Below are 22,861 nucleotides of genomic sequence, written 5' to 3'. Positions count from 1 at the left end.
CCCTCCATTTCCTTGATATGGATAGATTCGCCATCGGCCTTTGAAAACCATTTTCTTTTTGTATTTTCTAGAAAAATTTTTGTATTTTCTCACGAGACTGCGAAATATGGGATACAAGACCTGTTAGAAGTGCATTACCCACATGCCAAGCGGATCCGGCTGGTCATGGACAATTTGAATACGCATACCGTTGCATCGCTTTACGAAGCTTTTGCGCCTTCAAAGGCACTGGAGCTGTCAAAGCGTCTTGAAATCCACTATACACCGAAACACGGCAGTTGGCTGAATATCGCAGAAATTGAGTTGAGCGCACTGACACTGCAATGTCTTGATCGAAGGATTCCTTCGATTGAAATTCTTCAGCAGCAACTATCCGCTTGGGAGGCACAGCGTAACGCTGTAAAAAAAATCAGTGGATTGGCATTTTACTACGGGTCAGGCCCGCGACAAATTGAAATATCTGTATCCTAAAATTTAATTCGGTCAAGGTACTAGTTCCTTGCACTTATCCTCTCCTAGTGCTTCGAGCATGTCGCCAAGATGTGTTACGTAAAATGCCATTTGCGTTATTCATCCACACCAAAAAATTTTTTCAATTGATCCTTTTTTACATTGTCTACGCGTTTCGTCATATTAATAGAGTATGAACGTCTGCGGGGACGTTCCTCGTTTGTCACAACAAAGTTGTCAAATAAGGAACGTCCCCTGTTATCCTCTATATGGAACTTTATAAACAACGGCAAATGATAGTGGTGCACCCGTTTGGAACAATAAAGCGCAGTTTGGAATATACACTGTCTATTCAACGGGGGACGCCGCACACATTTCTTGTTGCGCCGAATATAAAAGGTAAAGGGCGAGGCGGTTATGCACTTTTAGTGTATAACCTAAAATGCGTGCTCAATCTCTTAGGAACGGAAAATTAATTGCGGCAATTCGGAAATTCTCAAAGACTTTTTCGAACTATGCCGCTTTTTTTGTGAATCAGCAAATTAAGTCAATGTTACTATTAATAAAATCTGACCGTTTTCGCACAGCCTGACGTCCTCTATTGTCGCTAATCCTAGTCAAAAGCATCTACGTTTACTGGTTGGTGGAATATACCATATGACTTTTTGAAAAGCTGCATCTCGTCTAAAATTGTTTCAAGCTGCCGAAGAATAGCGGTAGTGTCTTTCCCCTCTTTTGTAAACTGGTCGTATTTCTCTGACACCTCTTGAATTTTTTTACATAACTCGTTTTCCCTTTTCACATATTCTGGCGATCTTTTATTCATCATTATTCACCTTCTGTATTGCTTATATAATAGCTCCCGCTTTAAAGGTACAAACTATGGCAACCTTTAGTTTTTTTTTTATAAAACTAGTAATATAATCATAACGCCTCATTACTAATTTGTCAACACTAGAGCGTTATACGCTACACGTCCGAATCTACTATAATTTTTGTAACAACACGCTTGGGGGGCCACTATGGACGTAGCAAAGCGAATTTTGCAACTTTGTAAAGAACGCGATAATATGTCGATAAACAAATTAGCGGATTTGTCCTATTTAACACAGTCTACCTTACAAAAAATTGTAACGGGTCAAAACGCCGACGTAATGCTGGGAACTATTGAAAAAATATGTATGGGCCTGGGTATCACGTTAGCCGAATTCTTTACCGAAGACGATCAGGGCGACGATCTACCTTTTGAAGCTAAAGTGAAACTACGGGAATATGAAGAGCTTTTACGGTATAGATATGGAAAAACGAAATAATACAAAGGATTTCATTCTGAATTGAACCCCTAAAATGAAAGATGAAAGAAAAAGTCTCCTTGATACGCACCTCTTTAGTAGACAGGAAAGTATGATTAAAATGTACAACTTGTTACTAAGGGGGTTTTTATCTGTCTAGCATGGCACCTTAAGTATTTCGGGTTACCCGTCGTGTCGGTTAGCATCATAAAGTCACTAAAACAAAAAAGACTTCGCTTTACGAAGTCTCAACGAGCTTATTATGTAAATGGTGCGCCCGGGCGGACTCGAACCACCGGCACGCGGTTTAGGAAACCGCTGCTCTATCCACCTGAGCTACGGGCGCACATAATACAGACACCACAAGGCTTCATGTCCTTTTACAGTAATTTCCTGCCAACCGTGTCTGTTCCACTCAAAAAAGTATATCAAATAGCAAATTCCATGTCAATATTGACGTTGCTGGTAATTATAAAGTTGCTGCGGATTCATATCTATTCCTTCATTTTTGGTCAAATTATTGATATAATATAAGGTAAATCCTAGAATTTAGAATTAAGGAGTTGGAACCACGCTTGGAAGGAGACCCTTCACCATCGATAATTTTGGAGATTGCAATAATCTTCGTCCTAATTATTGCCAATGGTATTTTTGCTATGACCGAGATAGCTATTGTTTCATCCCGTAAAGCCCGCTTAGAAAGAAAAGCTGCCGAAGGAGGCGCCGGAGCGAAAGCAGCTTTGGAGTTGGCAAATGATCCTACACAGTTACTGTCTACCGTTCAAGTCGGAATTAGCGTAATTGGTGTTGTGACAGGAGCCTACGGCGGAGCTACAATTGCTCAGGAACTCGCTGTTTACCTCAAACCTCTTCCGTTCATTGGAGCGCACAGTAACGCTGTCAGTATGGTTGGTGTCATTGCCTTAATCACGTATGTTTCCCTTATTATTGGTGAATTAGTACCCAAAAAGATAGCTTTAAATAATCCAGAACCGATTGCGGCAATAGTTGCAATCCCTATGCGGTTTTTCGCAAAAGTCTTCTTGCCGTTAGTCCGATTGCTGAGTGTTTCGACCAATTTTGTCCTAAAAGCACTAAGAGTTAAAGAACCAATGGAGCCGGGAGTTACTGAGGAAGAAATCAAGATTATGATTGCTGAAGGAACAGCTGTTGGAACTTTTGAGGAAACTGAGAAAGACATGGTTGACCGGGTATTTCGCTTAGCTGATATGAGAGTATCCGCTTTGATGACACCAAAAACTCAAATAGATTGGATTGACCTGGAAGATGATGACGAATATAATTGGGGAATAATAACTGAGAGTAACCACTCCCGGCTACCCGTGGCCAGAGAAAGTTTAGATGATATAGTTGGCTTTGTCTATGCAAGAGACGTATTATCGTCACGTGGCAATACTCTTCTTATAGAGGATAACACACAAGAACCTCTGTTTATTCCTCGCAGCCTCCGTGTCTTCAAACTACTGGAGCAGTTCCAACAGACGGGAACACATATCGCCTTTGTGATGGACGAATTTGGCGGTATGATCGGCCTGGTAACCTTGCACGACATACTTGAACAGCTGATTGGTGAACTACCGCAAGAAGTGGAGGATACCCCTGAGATAGTCCAAAGAGACGAAAATTCGTGGTTGCTGGATGGGTTGCTATCTATCGATGAATTTAGGGTACTATTCGATATTGGCGAAATGCCTGGACAAGACAAGGAACATTATCAGACATTAGGCGGTTTCATAACTTCCTGTCTTGGCAGTATGCCTAAAACTGGAGATACTTTTGAATGGGCCGGTCTCAAGTTTGAAATAGTAGACATGGATGGAATGCGGATTGATAAAGCCATAGTCACAAAACTGGAGTAATTGAGGGCGATAGTTATCTATCGCTTTTTTCGGTCTAACAGAAAGTATAAGTACTTTCTAATTTGTTTAAGATGCTCTTGGCATATGGCCGGCAGGAATTTTTATGTGCATAATTTTGTGTAGCCATTGTGATAATAAGAATACAGTTTTATCTCATCTTATGTATACAAAATACATGATAGGGTTAGCAGGAATTCTCCAGATCTTCAGAGAATTAATACTAACAAGTAAGAACTATAATATAAAAAGGGGTTGTTTATAATGGCTGATTTTTTTTACAAATGCTTGGAGTGCGGCTGGATTCTTGAACCTGAGGACGGAAAGAAGCCGGAACGCTGCGAAAAGTGCGGCGGAGAATGCACAATTGTGCCTGTTGCTCAGGAGCCGGGGCAGTTTGGCTGCGTAAGCAAGTAACCTATTAAACCGCTTAACCTGCGAGCTAAAGATGCCTAATCCAGTTCCTTAGATTTAGACCAGCGCCATTCCTTCCTTAGTCCAAACAAATATGGCTGTTGATTTTAAAAAAAAGTGAACCATAGCGGCTGCTATGGTTCGCTTTTTTTACCGTCAGAAAAGGAAAAACTACTTAGTGCAGGGGACATATAACGGGACGTAAATTATAAAGTGCGGATTAATTCCTGAAGTTTTTCTACATGGGATTGTTCTTCCGCTTTCAATTCGGCAAATATCTGTTTAGCATCGGGAAATTTAGCGTTATTCATCATTTCATCGTAAAATAGGATGGAGTCTTTTTCCGCCTGGAGCGCAAGGCATAAAATGGTTTTTGTTGTCAGTTGGCCGGCGTTGCTTTGCCCCGGTATTTGCGTTTGCCAGCCCGTTTCTAAAACTCCATTGGCTATGTCGGGTTCATTTATGAAAGGGTTATTGCGGGGAAAGATATGTGTTTCGACAAGAGTCTGCAGATAACGTGACACATCAGCGTCGAACAGGTATTCCTCGTCACCGGCCTGTTTATTCTGTTTCAATCTTTCGTACATAGATTCGAATTTGGCGGCGTGGTTTAATTCCTCCTGCATTAAAAAGCCGAACAACAATTTGTGCTCCGGATTACTGGTGCGGTCCTGTGCCTGGCGGTAAAACTCCACTCCCTCTTTTTCCATATTCACGGCCATGCGTAATCCTTCTAAGTCACTAAAATAATTCATCCCTAAATCACTTCCTATTTTTTTGTAATTTGGTTTATTCTTTTAGTCTTTATCCTAATATTCTTTATTCTTTTTGGCATGTTAAATATCCTCTTTAATCGGTGGGCGCTAACCTCTGTTTCATGACAAAAATTTGGTACACCTTATCCACCTTATCCACATTCCTTCATCCACAAACTCCAGGAACATGGAACCGCAAATTTAGGGTTATCCCATACTTATGCACAGAACTTATCCACATTTATACCCATTCTGGGGATAAATGTGTGGATAACCCAGTTAAGCCACCGGTCGACTCCAGTCAACCAATACGCCGGTTTTTTCCCATATCCTTGTAAGAACAAGTTGTAAATTATCCACATTATCTGCAGCCTTCACCCGGGTTTCGGAAAAATCCAGCAGGTGCTGGCCGGCAACCCGGAGAACATGCTCTTTCGCCAGATATTCCTCTATTTCGCCGCGCTTTTGATCATTTCCCAGAACTACTCTAATCTTCTTGGTCTCCGGCACATATTCCACGTAGCCGCAGTCGTTATCATAATGAATTGCAACTTTAAATGGTTTTTCCAAAGTCTCCGCCCCTTTTCTTGAATGATACTAGGATACTATTTCCGGGTATAGGATATTTATACTGTTTCCTCATGGCCTTTATCCCCCGGTTCTATTCGGTTTTACGGTATAGCGGCTTTAATCTCTGCTCCAGCGTGACATTTCCCACCTGAGAAAAAACCTGGGCCTGAGCGTAAAACTCCATTTGGCTGTTCACAGCTTTGCCGCGTTTGTCGGTGCGGCGGTAGCTCCCGTCTTTTTTCATAATATAAGCTTTTTGGTTGTCTGCCAGGGTAATATTGAGGATCCCTTTAATCCGCTCCATATGCCCCGGATCTTCAATTGGAAAGAAAAGTTCCACCCGGTCGTTAAGATTTCGCGGCATCCAGTCCGCGCTGGAAAGAAAGATCTTTTCATCGCCGCCATTGGCAAAATAGAATATCCGGTGATGCTCAAGGAAGGTGCCAATGATACTCCGGACGGTAATATTTTCGCTTACTCCCGGTACACCTGAGCACAATACGCAAATCCCGCGAACGATAAGATCGATTTTTACTCCCTTGCAGGAAGCCTCATATAGTTTGAGGACAATATCCTTATCGACAAGGGAGTTCATTTTGGCGATGATATGTCCGCCCTTGCCCTGCCGGGCAAACTGTATTTCCTGATCAATCCGGCTCTTAATCTCTTCTCTGAGACCTAGAGGCGCCACCACTATCTTATTCCATACCGGCGGATCGGAGTATCCCGATAACAGGTTGAAAAATGCGGAAGCATCGGCGCCAAACTGGTCGTTGGCGGTAAACAAGCCCAGATCACTGTAAATTTTGGCTGTGGCATCATTGTAGTTGCCTGTCCCCATATGGACATACCGCTTGATGCCATTGTGTTCCTTACGGACCACCAGCACCATTTTGGCGTGGGTTTTCATGCCGATCAGGCCGTAGATTACGTGACAACCGGCTTCTTCCAGACGCCTGGCCCACAGTATGTTATTTTCCTCGTCAAACCGCGCCTTAAGTTCTACCAGAACTGTGACTTGCTTACCGTTTTCCGCCGCCTGCGCCAAGGCGCGGACGATAGGCGAATTGCCACTGACCCGGTAAAGAGTTTGTTTAATGGCCAACACCTTGGGGTCATTGGCGGCCTGACGCACAAATTCCACTACCGGTTCGAAAGACTCGTAGGGATGATGAACGAGAATGTCCCGTTTGCCAATGGCATCAAAAAGATCATCAACCTCCAGGAGGTCCTTCGGCATCTGCGGAATAAACGGACTGGAACGGAAATGTTCAAATCCCGGCAAATCGGTAAACTTAAAGAAACAGGTAGCGGCGATGGGACCGGGAATATCGTATACTTCTTCTTCAATGAGGTCCAATGTGCGCATCAGATAGTCCCGCAAGCGCCGGTTTGTGGTTTTGCCAATCTCCAAGCGGACAGCCCGGCCCCGGTTCCGCTGACGCAGCGATTTCTCCACCTCGGCTAAAAGGTCTTCCGCATCCTCTTCGTCAATGGCCAAGTCGGCATTGCGGGTTATACGGAAGGGGACAACGTCTTGTATCTTGTAGCCGTAAAACAAATGGGCGCAGTAATGCTTTATGATGTCTTCCAGGAAAATAAACTGCCGTTTATTTTCCTCCTCAGACGGCACTTCGATAATCCGCGGCAGAACGGCGGGAACTTGTATAACTGCCGTCTTTGAGTCCCCTTCTTTCCGGGTCAGCGCAACAGCTAAATTGAGACTGCGATTAGCCAGAAAGGGGAATGGATGTCCGGCATCTACCGCCATCGGCGTTATGACAGGGAAAATAGTGTTGTGGAAAATTTTTTCTATTGACTCCTTTGATTTATCATCAAATTCATTAACTTCTTTTAATGTTATCCCGCATTCTTCCAATTCCCGGAGAATGGCCCTAAGATATCTGTACTGGACTTTGACCTGCTCATGGGTATCTTCCGCTATCCGTTCAAGTTGTTCCCGCAAAGTCAATCCGGCTGCGTCGATTTTACTTACGGCGCTTTCTTCCAGCTGCTTAATGCCGGCAACCCGGATCATGAAAAACTCATCCAGGTTTGAACTGGTTATGGCAATAAACTTCAATCGTTCCAGCAACGGCTGATACCGGGCATCTGCCTCGCCCAAAACGCGCCGGTTGAATTTCAGCCAGCTTAGTTCCCGGTTGATGAAATTCTCCGGCTGATCAATCAAGTTCATGTCACATGTTTCGCTGTTTATTTCTGTCATTTTCGTCACCCTGTCCGTCTGATTAGTGTCGCCCGTATGCCAAACACCGCCTCAAAAAATTCGGCTTTATCAACGAAAGTCCACTCTTCCAGAGAAATGTCATCTTCTGCCGCCACTGTCACGATCATCTCATCGCCCTTTAGGATGAAATCCGCCTCTTTAACTTTTTGTTTGTGACTCCGGTCAATGGCATCAGCCAGGCGAATAATAGCCGAGAGCTTGGACACCATGACTTTCTGCTCATTGCTCAAAACAGCGTAATTCTCATCATTATCGGCAGGCGTGCCTGTGGAATGATAGTAAGCGACGTTGGCAATAACCTGTTTTTCCGTCTCGGAGAAACCAAGTATATCCGAGGAGGCAATAAGGCGGTAGGAATAAAAATAGTGGCGTCTTAAGCTCACGTATTTGCCTATATCGTGCAGTATGGCCGCAACTCTTAACAGCAGGCGCGCCCGTTCTCCCAAACCACTGATGCGGCATAAACAGTCAAACAGCAGCAGCGACCATTTTTCCACCGCCACTGAATGCAGCGTATCAAACTGATATTTGCGTCCTAACGTGTGAGCCAGACTGATGATCTGTTGTTCGATTACCGTCTTTTGCGGGGCGCGAGTTTTTTCCATAATATGAATAGCGGTAACACCGTCAATAAAATGATCGCTGGGAACTATGATTTCCGCCGCGTTGGTCAATGCCAGAATCTGTTTGTACAATACTATGGTGGGAAACACGATCTCTGCTTTTTGCTCCGTCAAGTCGAAGTCATTCATAATTTGCGGCAAGTTGAGGGATTTTACCTGCCGATAGAGTTCAGAAAATTCATCCAGGCTGATATAGACCAGCCGCGCCGGGTCCTTGCCCAGCATTTTGAGGAGAAGGCGCGTCTCAGTTCCCGACAGCACCAGCCGCTTAATGTCATGCCGCCGCATCTCGTGTTCAACCGGCTCAATAACACTGTAAATATATTCGGACAGAGCCTGATGAAAATAGCGGGAATCCCGTTGGGCCTTATCAAAGCTTTCCTTGATCCGCAACGCCCCAATGTGAATATTTTGCTGGTAGTTTAGCACCCCGTCCTTATACAGGGTAATACCCAAGCCGCCGGAGGAAATATCCACAAACAGCAGGCCTTCCGGTCCATTCGTCAAGCCTTGCTGATTAACAATATTAAATATGGAAACATATTTATAAAAGATCTCTTGGGGCATGTCCACGATTTCGACGTTAAACCCGGTTTTGATTTTTATCTGGTCGATGATATAGGCTTGATTTTGGGCTTCACGGATGGCGGTGGTGGCCACTAGGAGATAATCCCGCACCCCATATTCCCTTAATAATCTTCGATAGCCTTTCAATAGTTCGCAGATTTCACTGACGGCACTAAAACTAATCCTGCCGGTTTTAAAAGTTTCCTCACCCAATCCAACCGAGCGCGAACTGTGATCAATGATTTTTATATCATCTAATGATGTATACTCTACGATTTGCAGACTGATCTGCTCCGATCCAACATGAATGGCCGTGAAAGAGTTCGGACTGTTTTTGGCCATAGTTACGTCATGACCTCCAAATATTAATTAAATTTTATCCATATTGTTCGACAAAATTTTGAGTAAATCCTGTTGTATTTTTATGTAGCTATAAGTTTAATGGAAATTTAATGCTTACGATCACGGTTGCGAAGTTTCAATTTTCAGACGAACAGCTTCGACAAGGAATTTAATAATTATAGCGAATATGTAAATGGGTAACGTTATATATAGTATCTCCTAAAAATGAGGGGTTGAGGCAAATTGACTGAACGGCTTGCAATTATTGACCTGGGCTCAAATTCCGCCCGCTTGATTGTTATGCATATTTACCATAATGATGCGTATAATCTTGTTTATCACCAGAAAGAAATCGTACGGCTCAGCGAGGGCGCGGGCGAGTCCCGGGTTTTATCTAAGGAAGCCATGTGGCGCGCCATCAACTCCTTAAAGGTTTTTGCTCATATGTGCGAATTGGTGCAGGCAGACAAAATCCTGGCGGTAGCCACGGCCGCCGTCCGCAATGCCCATAATGGCCAAGAGTTCCTCCAGTTAGTTTACCAGCATACCGGCATCCCTCTTCAGGCAATTAGCGAGGAAACGGAAGCCCTCTTAGGCTATATCGGCGTGATTAACACGATTGATGTAAAAGACGCGTTGCTCTTTGATCTGGGGGGAGGCAGCACTGAGGTTACCCTTATCCGAGATCGCCAGCCGCTGGAAATGCTGAGTATTCCTTACGGTTCTCTCAATCTGACTGAAATGTTCGGAACAAGCGACAAGATTACAGAAGAAAAATTAAATGAAATGCGCAACTTTGTTATGGGATATTTGCACCGGCATACTTGGTTGAAAAATCTGTCGCTGCCTGTTGTTGGCATCGGCGGAACCGCCCGGAACATTGCCAAGATGGATCAAAAACGTAAGAACTATCCTTTTCCCAAAGTGCATAACTACCGGCTTGGTCCTATGGCTTTCGAAGAATTATGGTATGCTCTGATTAAGACTAATTTGACTCAGCGCCGCAAGTTTCCGGGCCTGAGCAATGAACGGGCCGATATTATTATTGCCGGCACTACAATTGCCAAATCATTATTGGATGTCTCCCGCGGTACCAGTCTGGCAATCAGCGGCTGCGGCGTACGGGAGGGCATGTTTCTCAAATATTATTTGGAACGGAAAGGCCAAAAGGAAATCATTCCTGATATCCTGGCCCATTCCACTCACAATATGCTGCTTTTCTATAAAGGAAACGAATCTCACCATTATCATATAGCCGGGTTGGCGGCTTCCATGTTTGACGGCTGGCAGCCTGTTCACAAACTTGGCAGTCGCGAGAAATCCTTGCTTAATGTAGCAGCCTTGCTCCATGACATCGGTATAGCCATAAACTATTACGACCATGCCCGGCATAGCGCTTATCTGGTAGAGAACGCGCGACTATTCGGGTTAACCCACCGGGAACAAATGCTGGCTGCAGTTGTTGCCGGTTGGCATAGCGGCTATTCGGCCAAGTACGTGCGCCATAAATTGTACAGCGAATTTTTGGATCAGGCCGACTGGCAGGTAGCCCGCCGGCTGGCCCTTATTTTAGCTCTCGCCGAAAGTCTGGAAACCACGCAGATGGGACTGGTGCGCAAGGTCGAAGCCACCATTGCCGCTGATCAGGCTCACTTAAAACTGATCACTGATGATCCGGTTGTTATTGAACGTCAAGCTGTGGTTCAGCATAAAAAATGGTTTAAAAAGGAATTGGGCGTGGATCTGGTAGTAGTGTAGCAACCTTAATAGATTCTGATACAGTAAAAAATGAGTCTGTACTACACGAAAGTAGTACGGACTCACATGTTAATAAAATTTATACCGTTAATAGCTGATAGGCATCCTCAACTGACCCAGGGAATCCAGCAAAAATAAAATAGATTGTAACAGTGTTGACGTCCGGTTTAAAATTACCGTAGCCTTAGTGAGACCGCTGACTTGATTATTGGGTGAGGTATCGGTGATTGTAGTATCGGTGATTGCGGTATCGGTGGTTGCGGTATCAGTGGTTGCGGTACTGGTGGTTGAAGAAGTATCGGCGATTGTGGTATTACTTTGCGTATTGGCCGGAGCTTGTCCCGCTGTCTTAAAGGTAATGGTTATACCCTGTCCGGCGGTAGTACCCCCGAGGGTTAAGTTTCCATTTTTCGCCTTTAAGCCGGGTGAAGCTGTTAGATAATAAATGGTGCCGGGTTTTAAAGCCTGGATAGGCCGGATAAAAACTTTCTGTCTTTGGTTAAAATCCCTGGTTATATTTATTGATACATTTTCATTATTTTCAGACTGAAGGCTGAAACAGTTTTTATTAATGTTCCAGATTGTGTCGTCGACTATATCTTTATCAAATTCCATTATAAATTGAGAGTTAAGGAGAACATCGGTTGCACCTTGTAAATTGATCCTGTTATTAAATGTGGCGGCAAAAAAATTAAGCGACCTTTGGTCCGTAACGTCTCCCGACTGTGCGAAAGCTGCCGGGATAGATAGAATTGTCAAAGCATAAACCAACAGCATTAGGAAAATGTGCTTTTTATTTATTTTCATGATATATCCCCCCTTCTCCCTTCTGTACATTATTATATTTTAATAGTTAAACGGTAAAGGCGAGAACAAGACTTCCCGCGCAATCCTTTCACCTCTCTTTGATAAATTAACGAACAGGTATCGCTTCTTATGTTATCATACTTCTTTATTTTATGTAAACTTGAACTTTTTGTAATTTTCCCTGGAATTGTATTAACAAAAAGTCAATCCGGATAAACTATGTTTGGATAGGGGGGATATATATCACAAAATCACACGTAAACCTGATTATTGCCATCATCGCCGCCATTATTATCGCCTTCGCTCTATTTCAGTATATAATTCCTGCTCTCTCTCCGAAACCGCAGTCCAAACCCGAGAGGATAGAAACAACTCCGAAATACGACTATTACATGGTTATCGATCAGGATTCCGGCGAAATCCTGACCTACGTTTCCTCGGTAAAAGTAACTGTTGGGGACGAATATATTTCTGATGACTTTAAGCGCTATGTTGTTACCAAAATCGAAGAAAATCGCGCCTATGCCCAAAGCTTTGGCCCGGTAGATGAAAAACGCACTGTACCGGAGGATTCAAACAAAAATAAGCTGCTTAAAGGTGAATGATTGTAGTGAACTCGTCGGGCTAAAGCCGGACAAAAAAACCACTCCGTCACATATAAAGTGAATTCCGGAGTGGTTTTTACTGCTATTTTACCAAGTGGCAAGCTACGAACCGCTCGGGGCCGACCTCCCGGAATGCAGGTTCTTCTTTGCTGCAGATATCCATGCATTCCGGACAGCGGGTGTGAAACCGGCAGCCGGCCGGCGGATTGGCCGGACTTGGCACGTCGCCCTGCAGAATGATCCGCTTCCTTTTGGCCCCCGGGTCGGGAACAGGTATTGCCGACAGCAGGGTTCTGGTATAAGGGTGAAGCGGGTTTTGGATAAGTTCATTCCCGTCCGCCAGCTCAACTATCTTGCCCAGGTACATAACCCCGATGCGGTCGGAAATGTGCTTAATTACGTTCAAGCCGTGGGCAATGAACAGATAGGTAAGTCCCATTTCCTGCTGCAGTTCCACCAGCAGGTTAAGTATTTGCGACTGGATAGACACATCCAGGGCCGAAACCGGTTCGTCACATACCACCAGCTTAGGCTGAACGGCTAAAGCCCTGGCAATGCCGATCCGTTGCCGCTGGCCGCCGGAAAACTCATGGGGGTAGCGCCCGGCGTGCTGCGGCCCCAAGCCTACCAGCCGCAACAGCTTTTCCACCCGCCTGGTGCGTTCGGGACCGGCGGCGATGCCATGCAACGTCATAGGCTCGGCAATGATATCGCCTACCGGCATACGGGGATTTAAAGATGCGTAAGGGTCCTGAAACACGATCTGGGCCTGACGCCGAAAAGTTTTAAGCTGAGACCGGTTGAGTCCGGCTACATCCTGTCCGGCGAACAGTACTTCTCCCCCAGTCATTTCCAGCAGGCGAAGAACCAGCAGGCCGGTAGTTGATTTGCCACAGCCGGACTCCCCCACAAGCCCCAGTGTCTCACCTTTTTTTACGGTAAATGATACATCGTCTACCGCCCGGACATGGCCAACCGTCCGGCCTAATAATCCACCGTGAATGGGAAAATATTTCTTTAAATTATTAACAACCAGCAAATCTTGCGCCGCACTCATTGGTCAGCACCTCCCAGGGGGAAATGACAGGCGACCATGCGCCCGTCGGCTTGACAGACAAGGGCTGGCGGCCAAAAGGAGCACTTATCCTGAGCATACTCGCACCGGTCGGCAAAACTGCAGCCGGCAGGAAGAGCGGCTAAATCCGGCACAACTCCTTCAATGGTATGCAGGATTTGTTTCTTTTTGCCGTCCAGCCGGGGAATGGAGTCCATCAAACCGGCGGTGTAAGGATGGCGCGGCCCGGTAAATATGTCGGCCACAGTTCCCTGTTCCACAATCCGGCCGGCGTACATAACCGCCATGGTCCGGGCCATTTCCGCGACAACTCCCAGATCGTGGGTTATAAGGATAAGAGCGGTATTAAATTCTTGGGACAGGTTGCGTATGAGGTCGAGAATTTGCGCCTGAATGGTCACATCCAAGGCGGTAGTGGGTTCATCCGCTAGCAGCAGCTTGGGGTTGCAGGCCAGCGCCATGGCAATCATGACCCGCTGCCGCATACCGCCGCTTAACTGATGGGGATATTCCCCCGCCCGCTGGGCAGCCGCCGGTATACCCACCAGTTCCAGCATGCGCACGGCTTGTTTCCAAGCTGTTTTCTTGTCGCTGCTGCCGTGGACCCGTACCGCTTCCGCAATCTGATCGCCTACCGTATAGGCAGGATTAAGGGACGTCATCGGCTCCTGAAATATCATGGATATGTCCTTGCCGCGAATGTCCCGCACTTCCGGCATGGACATCCTGAGTATATCCCGGCCCAGAAACCGGATTTCACCGCTCAATTGGGCCAGAGGCTCCGGTACTAAACGCATTATGGACATGGCGGTTACGCTTTTACCGCAGCCGGATTCTCCTACCAGCGCCAGCATTTCTCCCGGCTGTACCGTTATATTAACTCCGTCAACGGCTTTTACCACCCGTTTCCCTACATGAAAATGAGTCTTCAGATCCTTGATCGCAAGTAATGGCTGATTTATCAAGATTTCCGTCACAAACACCCCTCCTACTTAAGCCGCGGGTCGAGCACATCGCGCAGCCCGTCGCCCAAAAGATTGAAGGCCATAACGGTCAGGGTAATGGCTACACCGGGGAATGTTACAATATGCGGCGCGTTGAATATGGTCTGGCGTCCTGAACCCAGCATGGTCCCCCATTCGGCAGTCGGCGGCTGCACTCCCAGCCCGAGAAAGCCCAATGCCGCCGCTTCCAGGATGGCCACCGAAACGCCGATGGTGGCCCGCACAATGAGGGGCGCCAGCACATTGGGCAGAATATGGCGGAAGATCAGGCCATTGTCGCTGTTGCCGATGGCCCGGGCAGCCATGACGTATACATTCTCTTTTACCGATAGCACACTGCCCCGTACAATCCGCGCGTATTGGGGAATGGAGACAATGCCGATGGCGATGACCGCCTTTTCCACTCCCCGTCCCAGGACGGTCATAAACGCCAAGGCCAGGAGAATACTGGGAAAGGCCAGCATAATATCCATAATCCCCATGATGACGGTATCGGTTTTTCCGCCGTAGAACCCGGCCACAGCGCCGAAAATAACGCCGCATAACAAGGCCAGGGTAACGGCTTCGACGCCAACCAGCAGCGAGATCCTCGCTCCGTACAGTATGCGGGAAAAAATATCCCGTCCCAGTTCATCCGTACCCATAATATGCGCTGCGTTGGGCGCTTGCAAGGCGCTGGGCAGATCGCTTTCGTAAGGATCGTAGGGCGCCAGCACCGGTGCGAAAATTGCGCCGCATACCAATACGGCCAGCATGATCAGGCCGATCATAGCTGATCCGGATGCCCGAAAGCGGGTAATGAATTCCATATATCTTTGTTTGCGAGCCGACATGGATTGTCCTGATGCATCCGAAATGTCTGCCTTGGGCGAGGTTTCCGGCTTTAATTCCATGAATTTGTTCACCACCTGTAATTATGTATCCTCTATATTAAGAATGCTGAATCCTTGGATCCAGGTAACAGTACAGTACATCAACGATTAAGTTGACAACGACAAATATGGCGCCAATTAACAGTACTACGCCCTGTACCCGTGGATAATCGGAAACCAGTATGCCTTCCACTACGTAGGAGCCGATTCCCGGCCAGGAAAATACCGTCTCGGTGAGAACGGCGCCGCCCAGTAGCGAGCCCAGTTGCAGGCCGATGACGGTAACAATTGGAATAAGGGCATTTCTCAATGCATGTTTGACAATGACCACCCGTTCGCGAAGCCCTTTGGCCCGCGCCGTCCGTATATAATCCTGGCGGATGGTCTCCAGCATGGCCGCCCGGGTCATTCTGGCGATAATGGCGGTAGAGTAGGAACCAAGGGCCACTGCCGGCATTACCATGTGCTGCAGGGCATCCTTCAGCGATTCCATGTTCCCGGTAATTATAGAATCCAGGATATAAAATCCGGTTATATCCTCAGGCTGCAGGCCGATGCTGATCCTGCCCGAGGCCGGCAGCCAGCCAAGGGTTACGGAAAAAAGGATGATCATCATCAGCCCCAGCCAGAAGATCGGCATGCTGACTCCCAACAGAGCCGCCACCATGGTGCCGTAGTCTAAGATTGAGTTCTGCTTGACGGCTGAGATGACTCCCAATACAATGCCCAGTACAGACGCGATGACAATAGCGGCAAAAGCCAGTTCTACCGTAGCGGGAAACCGCTTTAACAGTTCCTCGGTTATGGACGTCTTGGTAATAACCGACTCGCCAAGGTCGCCCCCGGCTGTTTTCGAAATATAGTCCCAGAACTGAACGTACATTGGCTTGTTAAGTCCCAGTTCCTCGCGCAGTGCTGCAATTTTATCGGTGGTCGCATGCTGTCCCAGTATAATTTCCGCCGGGTCAGCGGTAAAGCTGTGCATGACCACAAAAGTGGCCAGCGACACGCCGAACAGCACCGGAAACAATAAGAGCAGTCTGCGGAATATGTATTTTGCCACCTGACGCTTCCTCCATTCTATAACTATTTACTTTAAGGTGGGAACTGCTTATAAACCGCCATCTGCTTCGTTGTTCCTGCGGTCCTCACTCCAACGTACTTCCCCAGTACGCCTCCGTTCCGGTCCTCGTCACGCCTCGACGGTCTGACTATGATAATCGAAACCATAATCAGCAAATTTTGTTACAATAAGTTTTAGATATGCAACGGTATCTGACGATTTCTAAGCAGTTCGTGGCATTTGATTGCTGAGAGGAGATACACCTTGTTTTCAATTGTCATCATTTTCCAGAAAGGTGTACTCAGTGAAAAGAAGGTGATTTCAGCTGAAATCACCTTCTTTGGTATTGGTTTAATTCAGACTTACATAATATAACAAAATTGATTATTCTTTGCTGACCCCGCCCAGCCAGATATTATTGGTCGGGTGCAGCGCATCGCCCTTGATGTTCGGACGTTCGGCTCTCATGTCAACACTGTGGCTGATGAGCACCCAGGGAGCGTCTTCCACCGCGATTTTCTGGACCTCGGCATAGATGGCCGCCCGCGTGGCCGGATCTATGGTGGTGCGGCCCTGCATAATAAGTTCGTCCAGCTTGGGATTGGAGTACTTGGCAGTATTCAGGCTACCTTTGATCTGGGCAGTCTCAAGCAACATAAGGAAGTTGTCCGCATCGCCGTTGTCACCGATCCAGCCGTAGAACATGGCGTCACCTTCGCTATTGATATAAGCTGGCTTGTATTCTTTCCACGGATAAGACTTGATGTTCATTTTTACACCGATTTTGGCCAGGTCAGCCTGGACAGCTGCAGCCAGTTTTTCACCGTTAACCGGGTTGTAGGGACGAGGATTGGAATAAGTAATGGCGGTAAATTCGAAACCGTCGGGGTAACCAGCTTTGGCGAGAAGCTTTTTAGCTTCTTCCGGATTGTAGTCATAAGGCTTAACATCTTTGGAATAACCGGGAATAAAGTCAGGCAGAATGGAGTTGGGGAGTTGGGCATTGCCTTGGTAGAGGTAATCAACCAGGTTCTGCCGGTTGATAGCCATACTGATAGCTTTTCTCAGGTCCGGATTATCAAAAGGCTTCTTATTAGTATAAAAAGCCATGTAGTTTATATTCATGCCCGGAGCCTTGAGAACCTTCATCCCTTTACTTTCCAGGGTCTTAACATCGTTGGTATCCACTCCGTCCATGATGTCGACAGCGCCGGTCATAAGTTCAGATGCCCGAACAGAATTTTCTTTAATGAATTTGAAGACTATTTTCTGCATCTTAGGCTTGTCGCCCCAGTATCCGTCAAAGGCTGCCAGTTCGATTTGCTGGCCCTTATCCCATTTGACAAACTTGTACGGACCGGTACCCACCGGGTTTTCCATCAGCTTGTCGCCATACTTCTTAACGGCTGCCGGGCTGACGATGGGAGCAGATATCATCATCGCCATGTTGGCCAGGAATGGGGCGGAAGGCGCTTTCAAAGTAATTTTAACAGTATGTTCATCAACTGCCTCAACCTTGGTTACCCCGTCAAAGGTGAAGTCGGCGTACGGCATGTCATCCTTGCGCTGGGGCGGCAACTGGCGCTCAAAGCTGACTTTAACCGCCTCGGCGTTAAACGGTGTGCCGTCATGGAATTTTACTCCCTCGCGGAGTTTGAAGGTAATCTCTTTGCCATCCGGGCTAACCGACCATTCAGTTGCCAGTGACGGCATGATTTCTGTACTGCCTGGTTTGTAACGGACCAAACCTTCGTAAATCTGATCCATCACATGCATCGATTCACCGTCATCGACAAATGCCGGATCAAGACCCCGTGGGTCGGAGCCTGCTCCAAATACAAGCACATTGCCTGCACCGCCTGCCGTTTTTTTGTCGCCGCTGCCACAACCGGCAAGCACGATACCGGCAACAAACACGAATGTAAGTAATAGTGCCAAACCTTTCTTGCTCAAATCAATCCCCCCTGAATAATAATAAGGTCTTTTTTACAAACTGGGTATATCTATTATGCAAAAGTTTGAAAATTCCTGCTGTATTTTTGCTGGTGAACAATTTTTTTATTTTGTATCCGCAGCAGATACATCCGTACGCTTATTTGCACTATTCAGTGTAATATTACACAATATTAATCTGAGTATCTATCCGTATTCCATGATTTGCTATAATATAGGGATTAGGGGTAAAATTATAAGAAGGTACACGGCTTTCCGTTTAATATGTATTAAGGAGGACTAAGCGGTGCTAACATCCATTGCCAATACCGCTGCCGGTCTAAGCGTCTTAAGAAAATTTGTCTTTGACGTTTTCCCGCTTGTGGACCGGGAACTGGAATGCTGGCGGCAAGCGGCAGGCGGCGGCAGGCGGGAACTTACCGAGCAGGCTTTAGACAGCATTCACCTGAAAAAATTTCACTGCCAGGGCGGCAGTGTTTACAGCTTATATAGAGGAGTGCCAACGGCAAAATTCGTGCGGCTGGTAGTTGCCCTGCAAACTATCAGCGACTACCTGGACAACTTGTGCGACCGGGCCGGCATAACGGATGAACCGGCTTTTCGCCAGTTGCATTTGGCTATGACGGATGCCCTTGACCCCGAAGCCCAGATCCATGATTATTATGCCTATTATCCCTACCAGGACGACGGCGGCTACCTCAGACGACTGGTGGAGACTTGCCGGCAGGAAATAACCAATCTTCCTTCTTATCCTGTTGTCAAACCCGAAATTTTACGGCAGGCCGGGTTCTACAGCGAACTGCAGACGTATAAGCATCTTCATCCTGACGTCAGGGAAGAAAAGATGCTGGCTTGGATCAATACTCATTTGCCTTCCTATCCCGGTATTTCTCCCTGGGAATTTGCCGCCGCCACCGGCTCCACCCTTGGCATGTTCATGCTGTGCGCCGCTGCCTGCGATTCTGATTTGACGCAAGAGAAGGCCGGTCAGATTGCTCAAGCCTATTTCCCCTGGATAAACGGGCTACATATCCTTCTGGATTACTTTATTGACAATGCGGAAGACCGTTTAAACGGCGATCTAAACTTTGTTTCTTACTATAAGGACAGTGAAGAAACCAAATCGCGCCTGCGTTTCTTTGGACAACAGGCGTTAACCCAGGCTAAAACCCTGCCCCACCCTGCCTTTGCCGAGACAGTGGTTAGCGGCCTGTTCGCCATGTACTTATCCGATCCGAAAACCGACGCTCCCGCAGAGAAGGCTATTAAGCAGCAGCTCCTTAAATCAGCCGGATTCTATTCAAATTTTATGTATCAACTTTGCCGGTATCTAAGAACCAAGAAAAAACTTTAGTGGACTTTTTTACGATAAGGGGGGAACAGCTTAGAAACCGCCATGCTGCGTCGCCGCACAATCTGCGTTGCTGTTATCTGCGACAAGTTAACTTGCGTTGATAACACTAACGAAATCAGAATCGTGCTTCTGCGATCCTCACTACAGCGTACAACCAGTACGCTTTCGTTCCGGTTCTCGTCGCGCCTAGCATCTGACGATTTCTAAGCTGTTCGTGGCATTTGGGTAGCTTGTTGCTTTTTATCTAAATAGAAAGAGCACAGGGGCAATTAGGCCGGCTCCTCCAAGGTGGGAATATATCATTGCACGGAAAAATTCAGCTTGGTAATACAGAAAAGGACGCGGATTTGCGTCCTTTTTGTATTTGGCTCCGGGGTTGATTTAGTTTTTCTTCATTTGGGCGGCTGTTTTAATAATGGCCACGACATAAGCGGCAGAATTGTACAGGTCCTCTTCTTTTATGTATTCTTCCGTGGTATGGACTTTGCTCATGCCAACGCCGAGGACAGCTGTCGGAACGCCGTAATTGTTAAAGTAGTTAGCATCGCTGCCGCCGCCGGAAGCAGTGACGACCGGGGTCAGTCCAATGCTTGCCGCCGCGTCTTTGGCAAGCGCAACAACGGGGGAAGAATCCTCCAGCACATACGGATCATAGGCTTTATCAACAGTGACTTCAGCCCGGCCGCCATTGGTCCTCGCTACTTCCTCGAAGGTCTTGCGCATATGTTCGGTTTGCGCCTGCAGTTTGTCTAAATTGCGGCTGCGGGCTTCCGCCTGTATTGCCACCGTGTCCGGGACGATGTTCGTGGCGATGCCGCCCTTAATAATACCGAAATTGGCTGTTGTCTCAAAATCAATGCGGCCGTATTTCACGGCAGCCAATGCTTTTCCGGCCAGAACAATGGCGTTTACGCCCTCTTCCGGCGCCACGCCGGCATGGGCTTTCTTGCCGTACACCAGGATTTTGATACTGTTTTGTCCCGGCGCCATGGTAATAATTTCCCCGGGTGAACCGCCGGAATCCAGCGCATAGCCAAAATCAGCCTTAAGCAGGGACGGTTCGAGGTTTTTTGACCCGCTCAAACCACCCTCTTCCGCTACCGTAAACACAATCTGAATATCGCCATGGGGAATATTTTCTTCTTTAATTACCCGGACAGCTTCCATGATAGCAGCGACTCCCGCCTTATCGTCAGCGCCAAGAACAGTGTCGCCGGCACAAGCAATGACACCGTCCTTCAATACCGGCTCAACGCCGGCACAGGGATCAACGCAGTCCATGTGAGCAGATAAAAAAACCGTCGGGGCTGAAGTTGCGTTGCCGCGAAGATAACCGAAAACATTGCCGGCATTGCCGCCGATTTTTTTTCCCGCATCGTCCTCGGAAACCGCAAGACCCAACTCAGCCAAACGCTGTTTTAAAAGATCGGCGATTTCCCTTTCCGCCCCGGAAGAGCACTTGATTTTGACCATCTCGGTAAAGTCATTAAGCATTCGCCGGCGATTGATCATGATTTAGTCCCCCCTTGTTCTCTGTAAAAACATTATCCCCATTTTATACGAATAAAAAGCAATAATAATTAATACAATTATATTTATATTCATAATTTCATTATTAAAAGAAAGGAATTTCACATGCCAAAAGTAGTAGTTCTCACCTCCGAGCTGCCTCGCCTTGCGGCCAAGCTGCGGGAAACGAGCTATATTGTCATCGACAGTCTGGAGGCAATGCGTCCCGGAATATCGGTGGATGCCGTCGTCTGCACCGGTTACCGCCAGGATATTGCCGGGCCGGTTGGCGAGTTCCTCCACGCCGATATTAGTATCGGTACTCACGCAATACATGATTACCACCCGGCCTTTGTTCTAAACGCCACCGGTCAATCCCCCGACGAAATTATCGGTAAACTGCATCAGCTCTTCGCCGGTGGTTCTATGAGGGAACCACCGGTCATCCCTTACTGTTAAGCCCAGATACTTTAACAGACTGTCAGGGGCCACCCCCTTGTATACAATCTGTTTCCTGGTTAATTTACTTTAGGTCTTCTTTGCTGGTGGGAACTTTGATTTCGCCCATGATGATTTTTTCCTTAAGTTCATCCAGTTTGGCCTTGTTTGCAGCGATCAGTTCCTTGTTGTATTGGTTTTCGGCATAACCAACGCCGTTTTCTTGCACGCCAAACTCTTGGTAACCACCTTGGAATTTTTGGGTGACGAGGCTCCGGATCGTTTCATATACAGCTACGTCCACCCGTTTGAGCATACTGGTCAGTACAAACGAACGCTGATCTTCCTTAGCGGGGAGAGATTGGTCGGAGTCAACGCCAATGACAAATTTTTGCTGCGAAGCTGCGGCTTCCAATACACCGATGCCGGAAGCGCCGGAAGCATGATAAATTACATCGGCGCCGTCTTTGATTTGTTTTAATGTCAGTTCCTTACCTTTGACAGGGTCTTTGAAGGCGTCACTGGCAGTGCCGATGTAATCGGACAATATGCCAATATTGGGGTTGATATATTTGGCGCCGGCAATATACCCGGTCTCAAATTTTTCGATTAAAGGACTTTGCATGCCGCCTACAAAACCAATCTTGCCGGTCTTGCTTTGCATGGCGGCGGCGGCGCCGACCAGGAAAGACCCCTCGTGTTCGCGGAACAGCAGGCACGAAATATTATTCTCAGCTTTCAGGCCGGGAACAAAGCCATCAATCAGGCCGAATTTGATCTGAGGAAATTCTTTTGCCACTTTGGCGATGGAGTCGGTAAAAATGAAACCAACACCAAAAATCAGGTCATATTTATCCTGAGCCATAAGCCTTAAAAGCCGCTCCCGGTTTTCCCCGCCGGCAGACGGCTCTAGGTACTTAATTTCTATTTTATCGCCAAATTCCTTTTCGGCTTTTTCCAGACCCTCATACGCAGCATCATTAAAAGACTTATCGCCGCGGCCGCCGACGTCAAATACCAGACCGACTTTAAGTTTTTTTAGTCCTTGTAGTCCTCCTTGTTGCGGAGCTACAGCAAGCTTCTGGCCGCAGCCGCCTAAAAAGACAGTTGTCACTAAAATAAATACCAGGGCCAGCGCTGCCGCCAATCTCATGTTTCGCATAATCTTGTCTCCCCTTACAATACCATTCCGGCCTAATATTTATTCGACTCCCTCCCAGGAAAACCTTCACACCGCCGTTGTATATGAAAAAAACTTATTGTAATAAGAAAAATTTGGCAGTCA

General features: G+C 47.0%; 21 protein-coding genes and 1 tRNA gene. 8 read left to right on the top strand and 14 right to left on the bottom strand.

Features of this window, described 5'->3' with window-relative positions; genetic code table 11:
* Positions 1–12 precede the first annotated feature (12 nt).
* Positions 13–471 (top strand): transposase, encoded by a 459-nt coding sequence (locus MAMMFC1_RS07335; protein ID WP_158618679.1) that lies wholly within the window; start codon positions 13–15, stop codon positions 469–471.
* Between the two features lie 592 nt (positions 472–1,063).
* Here the strand turns inward: MAMMFC1_RS07335 and MAMMFC1_RS07330 are convergent.
* The gene (locus MAMMFC1_RS07330; protein ID WP_126307777.1) at positions 1,064–1,279 is read right to left on the bottom strand and encodes a hypothetical protein; all 216 of its coding nucleotides are present in this window, start codon (positions 1,277–1,279) and stop codon (positions 1,064–1,066) included.
* A gap of 193 nt (positions 1,280–1,472) precedes the next feature.
* Here MAMMFC1_RS07330 and MAMMFC1_RS07325 point away from each other — a divergent pair, with 193 nt between their 5' ends.
* Positions 1,473–1,763, top strand: a complete 291-nt coding sequence (locus tag MAMMFC1_RS07325) for a helix-turn-helix domain-containing protein (protein WP_126307775.1) — start codon at positions 1,473–1,475, stop codon at positions 1,761–1,763.
* Positions 1,764–2,011: 248 nt separating this feature from the next.
* On the opposite strand, the gene MAMMFC1_RS07320 is transcribed toward MAMMFC1_RS07325, so the two are convergent.
* Positions 2,012–2,088, bottom strand: a tRNA-Arg gene (locus tag MAMMFC1_RS07320).
* A 229-nt stretch (positions 2,089–2,317) separates the two neighbouring features.
* Here MAMMFC1_RS07320 and MAMMFC1_RS07315 point away from each other — a divergent pair.
* Both MAMMFC1_RS07315 and MAMMFC1_RS21390 read left to right on the top strand, forming a co-directional pair.
* Positions 2,318–3,622 carry a hemolysin family protein gene (locus MAMMFC1_RS07315; protein ID WP_197723939.1) on the top strand — a complete coding sequence of 435 codons (1,305 nt, stop codon included), beginning with the start codon at positions 2,318–2,320 and terminating at the stop codon, positions 3,620–3,622.
* Positions 3,623–3,883: 261 nt separating this feature from the next.
* A complete protein-coding gene (locus tag MAMMFC1_RS21390) occupies positions 3,884–4,036 on the top strand; it encodes a hypothetical protein (protein WP_158618678.1) in 153 nt (50 codons plus the stop codon).
* Between the two features lie 203 nt (positions 4,037–4,239).
* On the opposite strand, the gene MAMMFC1_RS07310 is transcribed toward MAMMFC1_RS21390, so the two are convergent.
* The 4 genes from MAMMFC1_RS07310 to MAMMFC1_RS07295 form a co-directional block, all read right to left on the bottom strand.
* Entirely contained in the window at positions 4,240–4,788 is a 549-nt protein-coding gene (locus MAMMFC1_RS07310) for a ferritin family protein (RefSeq protein ID WP_126307774.1), read from the bottom strand.
* Between the two features lie 279 nt (positions 4,789–5,067).
* The gene (locus tag MAMMFC1_RS07305; RefSeq protein WP_126307772.1) at positions 5,068–5,358 is read right to left on the bottom strand and encodes a hypothetical protein; all 291 of its coding nucleotides are present in this window, start codon (positions 5,356–5,358) and stop codon (positions 5,068–5,070) included.
* 91 nt (positions 5,359–5,449) lie between these two features.
* The gene (locus tag MAMMFC1_RS07300; RefSeq protein ID WP_126307770.1) at positions 5,450–7,585 is read right to left on the bottom strand and encodes an RNA degradosome polyphosphate kinase; all 2,136 of its coding nucleotides are present in this window, start codon (positions 7,583–7,585) and stop codon (positions 5,450–5,452) included.
* Positions 7,586–7,590: 5 nt separating this feature from the next.
* Entirely contained in the window at positions 7,591–9,138 is a 1,548-nt protein-coding gene (locus tag MAMMFC1_RS07295) for a Ppx/GppA phosphatase family protein (protein ID WP_126307768.1), read from the bottom strand.
* Positions 9,139–9,381: 243 nt separating this feature from the next.
* Here MAMMFC1_RS07295 and MAMMFC1_RS07290 point away from each other — a divergent pair, with 243 nt between their 5' ends.
* On the top strand, positions 9,382–10,896 hold the full coding sequence (locus tag MAMMFC1_RS07290) for a Ppx/GppA phosphatase family protein (protein WP_126307766.1): 1,515 nt from the start codon (positions 9,382–9,384) through the stop codon (positions 10,894–10,896).
* An 87-nt stretch (positions 10,897–10,983) separates the two neighbouring features.
* Here the strand turns inward: MAMMFC1_RS07290 and MAMMFC1_RS07285 are convergent, their stop codons facing one another.
* Positions 10,984–11,703 (bottom strand): Ig-like domain-containing protein, encoded by a 720-nt coding sequence (locus MAMMFC1_RS07285; RefSeq protein WP_126307764.1) that lies wholly within the window; start codon positions 11,701–11,703, stop codon positions 10,984–10,986.
* Positions 11,704–12,095: 392 nt separating this feature from the next.
* Between MAMMFC1_RS07285 and MAMMFC1_RS07280 the strand changes: the two genes are divergently transcribed.
* The gene (locus MAMMFC1_RS07280; protein WP_126307762.1) at positions 12,096–12,308 is read left to right on the top strand and encodes a hypothetical protein; all 213 of its coding nucleotides are present in this window, start codon (positions 12,096–12,098) and stop codon (positions 12,306–12,308) included.
* Between the two features lie 82 nt (positions 12,309–12,390).
* Here the strand turns inward: MAMMFC1_RS07280 and MAMMFC1_RS07275 are convergent, their stop codons facing one another.
* The 5 genes from MAMMFC1_RS07275 to MAMMFC1_RS07255 form a co-directional block, all read right to left on the bottom strand.
* Positions 12,391–13,365: an ABC transporter ATP-binding protein gene (locus tag MAMMFC1_RS07275; RefSeq protein ID WP_126307760.1), complete on the bottom strand. Its 975-nt coding sequence runs from the start codon at positions 13,363–13,365 to the stop codon at positions 12,391–12,393.
* The gene (locus tag MAMMFC1_RS07270; protein ID WP_197723938.1) at positions 13,362–14,360 is read right to left on the bottom strand and encodes an ABC transporter ATP-binding protein; all 999 of its coding nucleotides are present in this window, start codon (positions 14,358–14,360) and stop codon (positions 13,362–13,364) included. Before MAMMFC1_RS07270 ends, MAMMFC1_RS07275 begins: the two co-directional genes overlap by 4 nt.
* A gap of 11 nt (positions 14,361–14,371) precedes the next feature.
* Positions 14,372–15,280, bottom strand: a complete 909-nt coding sequence (locus MAMMFC1_RS07265) for an ABC transporter permease (protein ID WP_232035725.1) — start codon at positions 15,278–15,280, stop codon at positions 14,372–14,374.
* A 37-nt stretch (positions 15,281–15,317) separates the two neighbouring features.
* Positions 15,318–16,322, bottom strand: a complete 1,005-nt coding sequence (locus MAMMFC1_RS07260; RefSeq protein ID WP_126307758.1) for an ABC transporter permease — start codon at positions 16,320–16,322, stop codon at positions 15,318–15,320.
* A gap of 384 nt (positions 16,323–16,706) precedes the next feature.
* Positions 16,707–18,275, bottom strand: a complete 1,569-nt coding sequence (locus tag MAMMFC1_RS07255; protein ID WP_126307756.1) for an ABC transporter substrate-binding protein — start codon at positions 18,273–18,275, stop codon at positions 16,707–16,709.
* 286 nt (positions 18,276–18,561) lie between these two features.
* Here MAMMFC1_RS07255 and MAMMFC1_RS07250 point away from each other — a divergent pair, with 286 nt between their 5' ends.
* A complete protein-coding gene (locus tag MAMMFC1_RS07250; protein ID WP_126307754.1) occupies positions 18,562–19,629 on the top strand; it encodes a tetraprenyl-beta-curcumene synthase family protein in 1,068 nt (355 codons plus the stop codon).
* A gap of 381 nt (positions 19,630–20,010) precedes the next feature.
* Here the strand turns inward: MAMMFC1_RS07250 and MAMMFC1_RS07245 are convergent, their stop codons facing one another.
* Complete coding sequence (locus MAMMFC1_RS07245) at positions 20,011–21,141, bottom strand: M20/M25/M40 family metallo-hydrolase (RefSeq protein WP_126307752.1); 1,131 nt, start codon at positions 21,139–21,141, stop codon at positions 20,011–20,013.
* 123 nt (positions 21,142–21,264) lie between these two features.
* Between MAMMFC1_RS07245 and MAMMFC1_RS07240 the strand changes: the two genes are divergently transcribed.
* A complete protein-coding gene (locus MAMMFC1_RS07240; RefSeq protein ID WP_126307750.1) occupies positions 21,265–21,597 on the top strand; it encodes a hypothetical protein in 333 nt (110 codons plus the stop codon).
* 64 nt (positions 21,598–21,661) lie between these two features.
* On the opposite strand, the gene MAMMFC1_RS07235 is transcribed toward MAMMFC1_RS07240, so the two are convergent.
* Entirely contained in the window at positions 21,662–22,738 is a 1,077-nt protein-coding gene (locus MAMMFC1_RS07235; protein WP_197723937.1) for a BMP family lipoprotein, read from the bottom strand.
* Positions 22,739–22,861: the final 123 nt, after the last annotated feature.

Source organism: Methylomusa anaerophila (genome assembly GCF_003966895.1).
GTDB classification, from domain to species: Bacteria; Bacillota; Negativicutes; order Sporomusales; family Sporomusaceae; genus Methylomusa; species Methylomusa anaerophila.
Note: the sequence above shows the minus strand (reverse complement) of the source record. Positions and strands in the feature narration are given on the sequence as shown.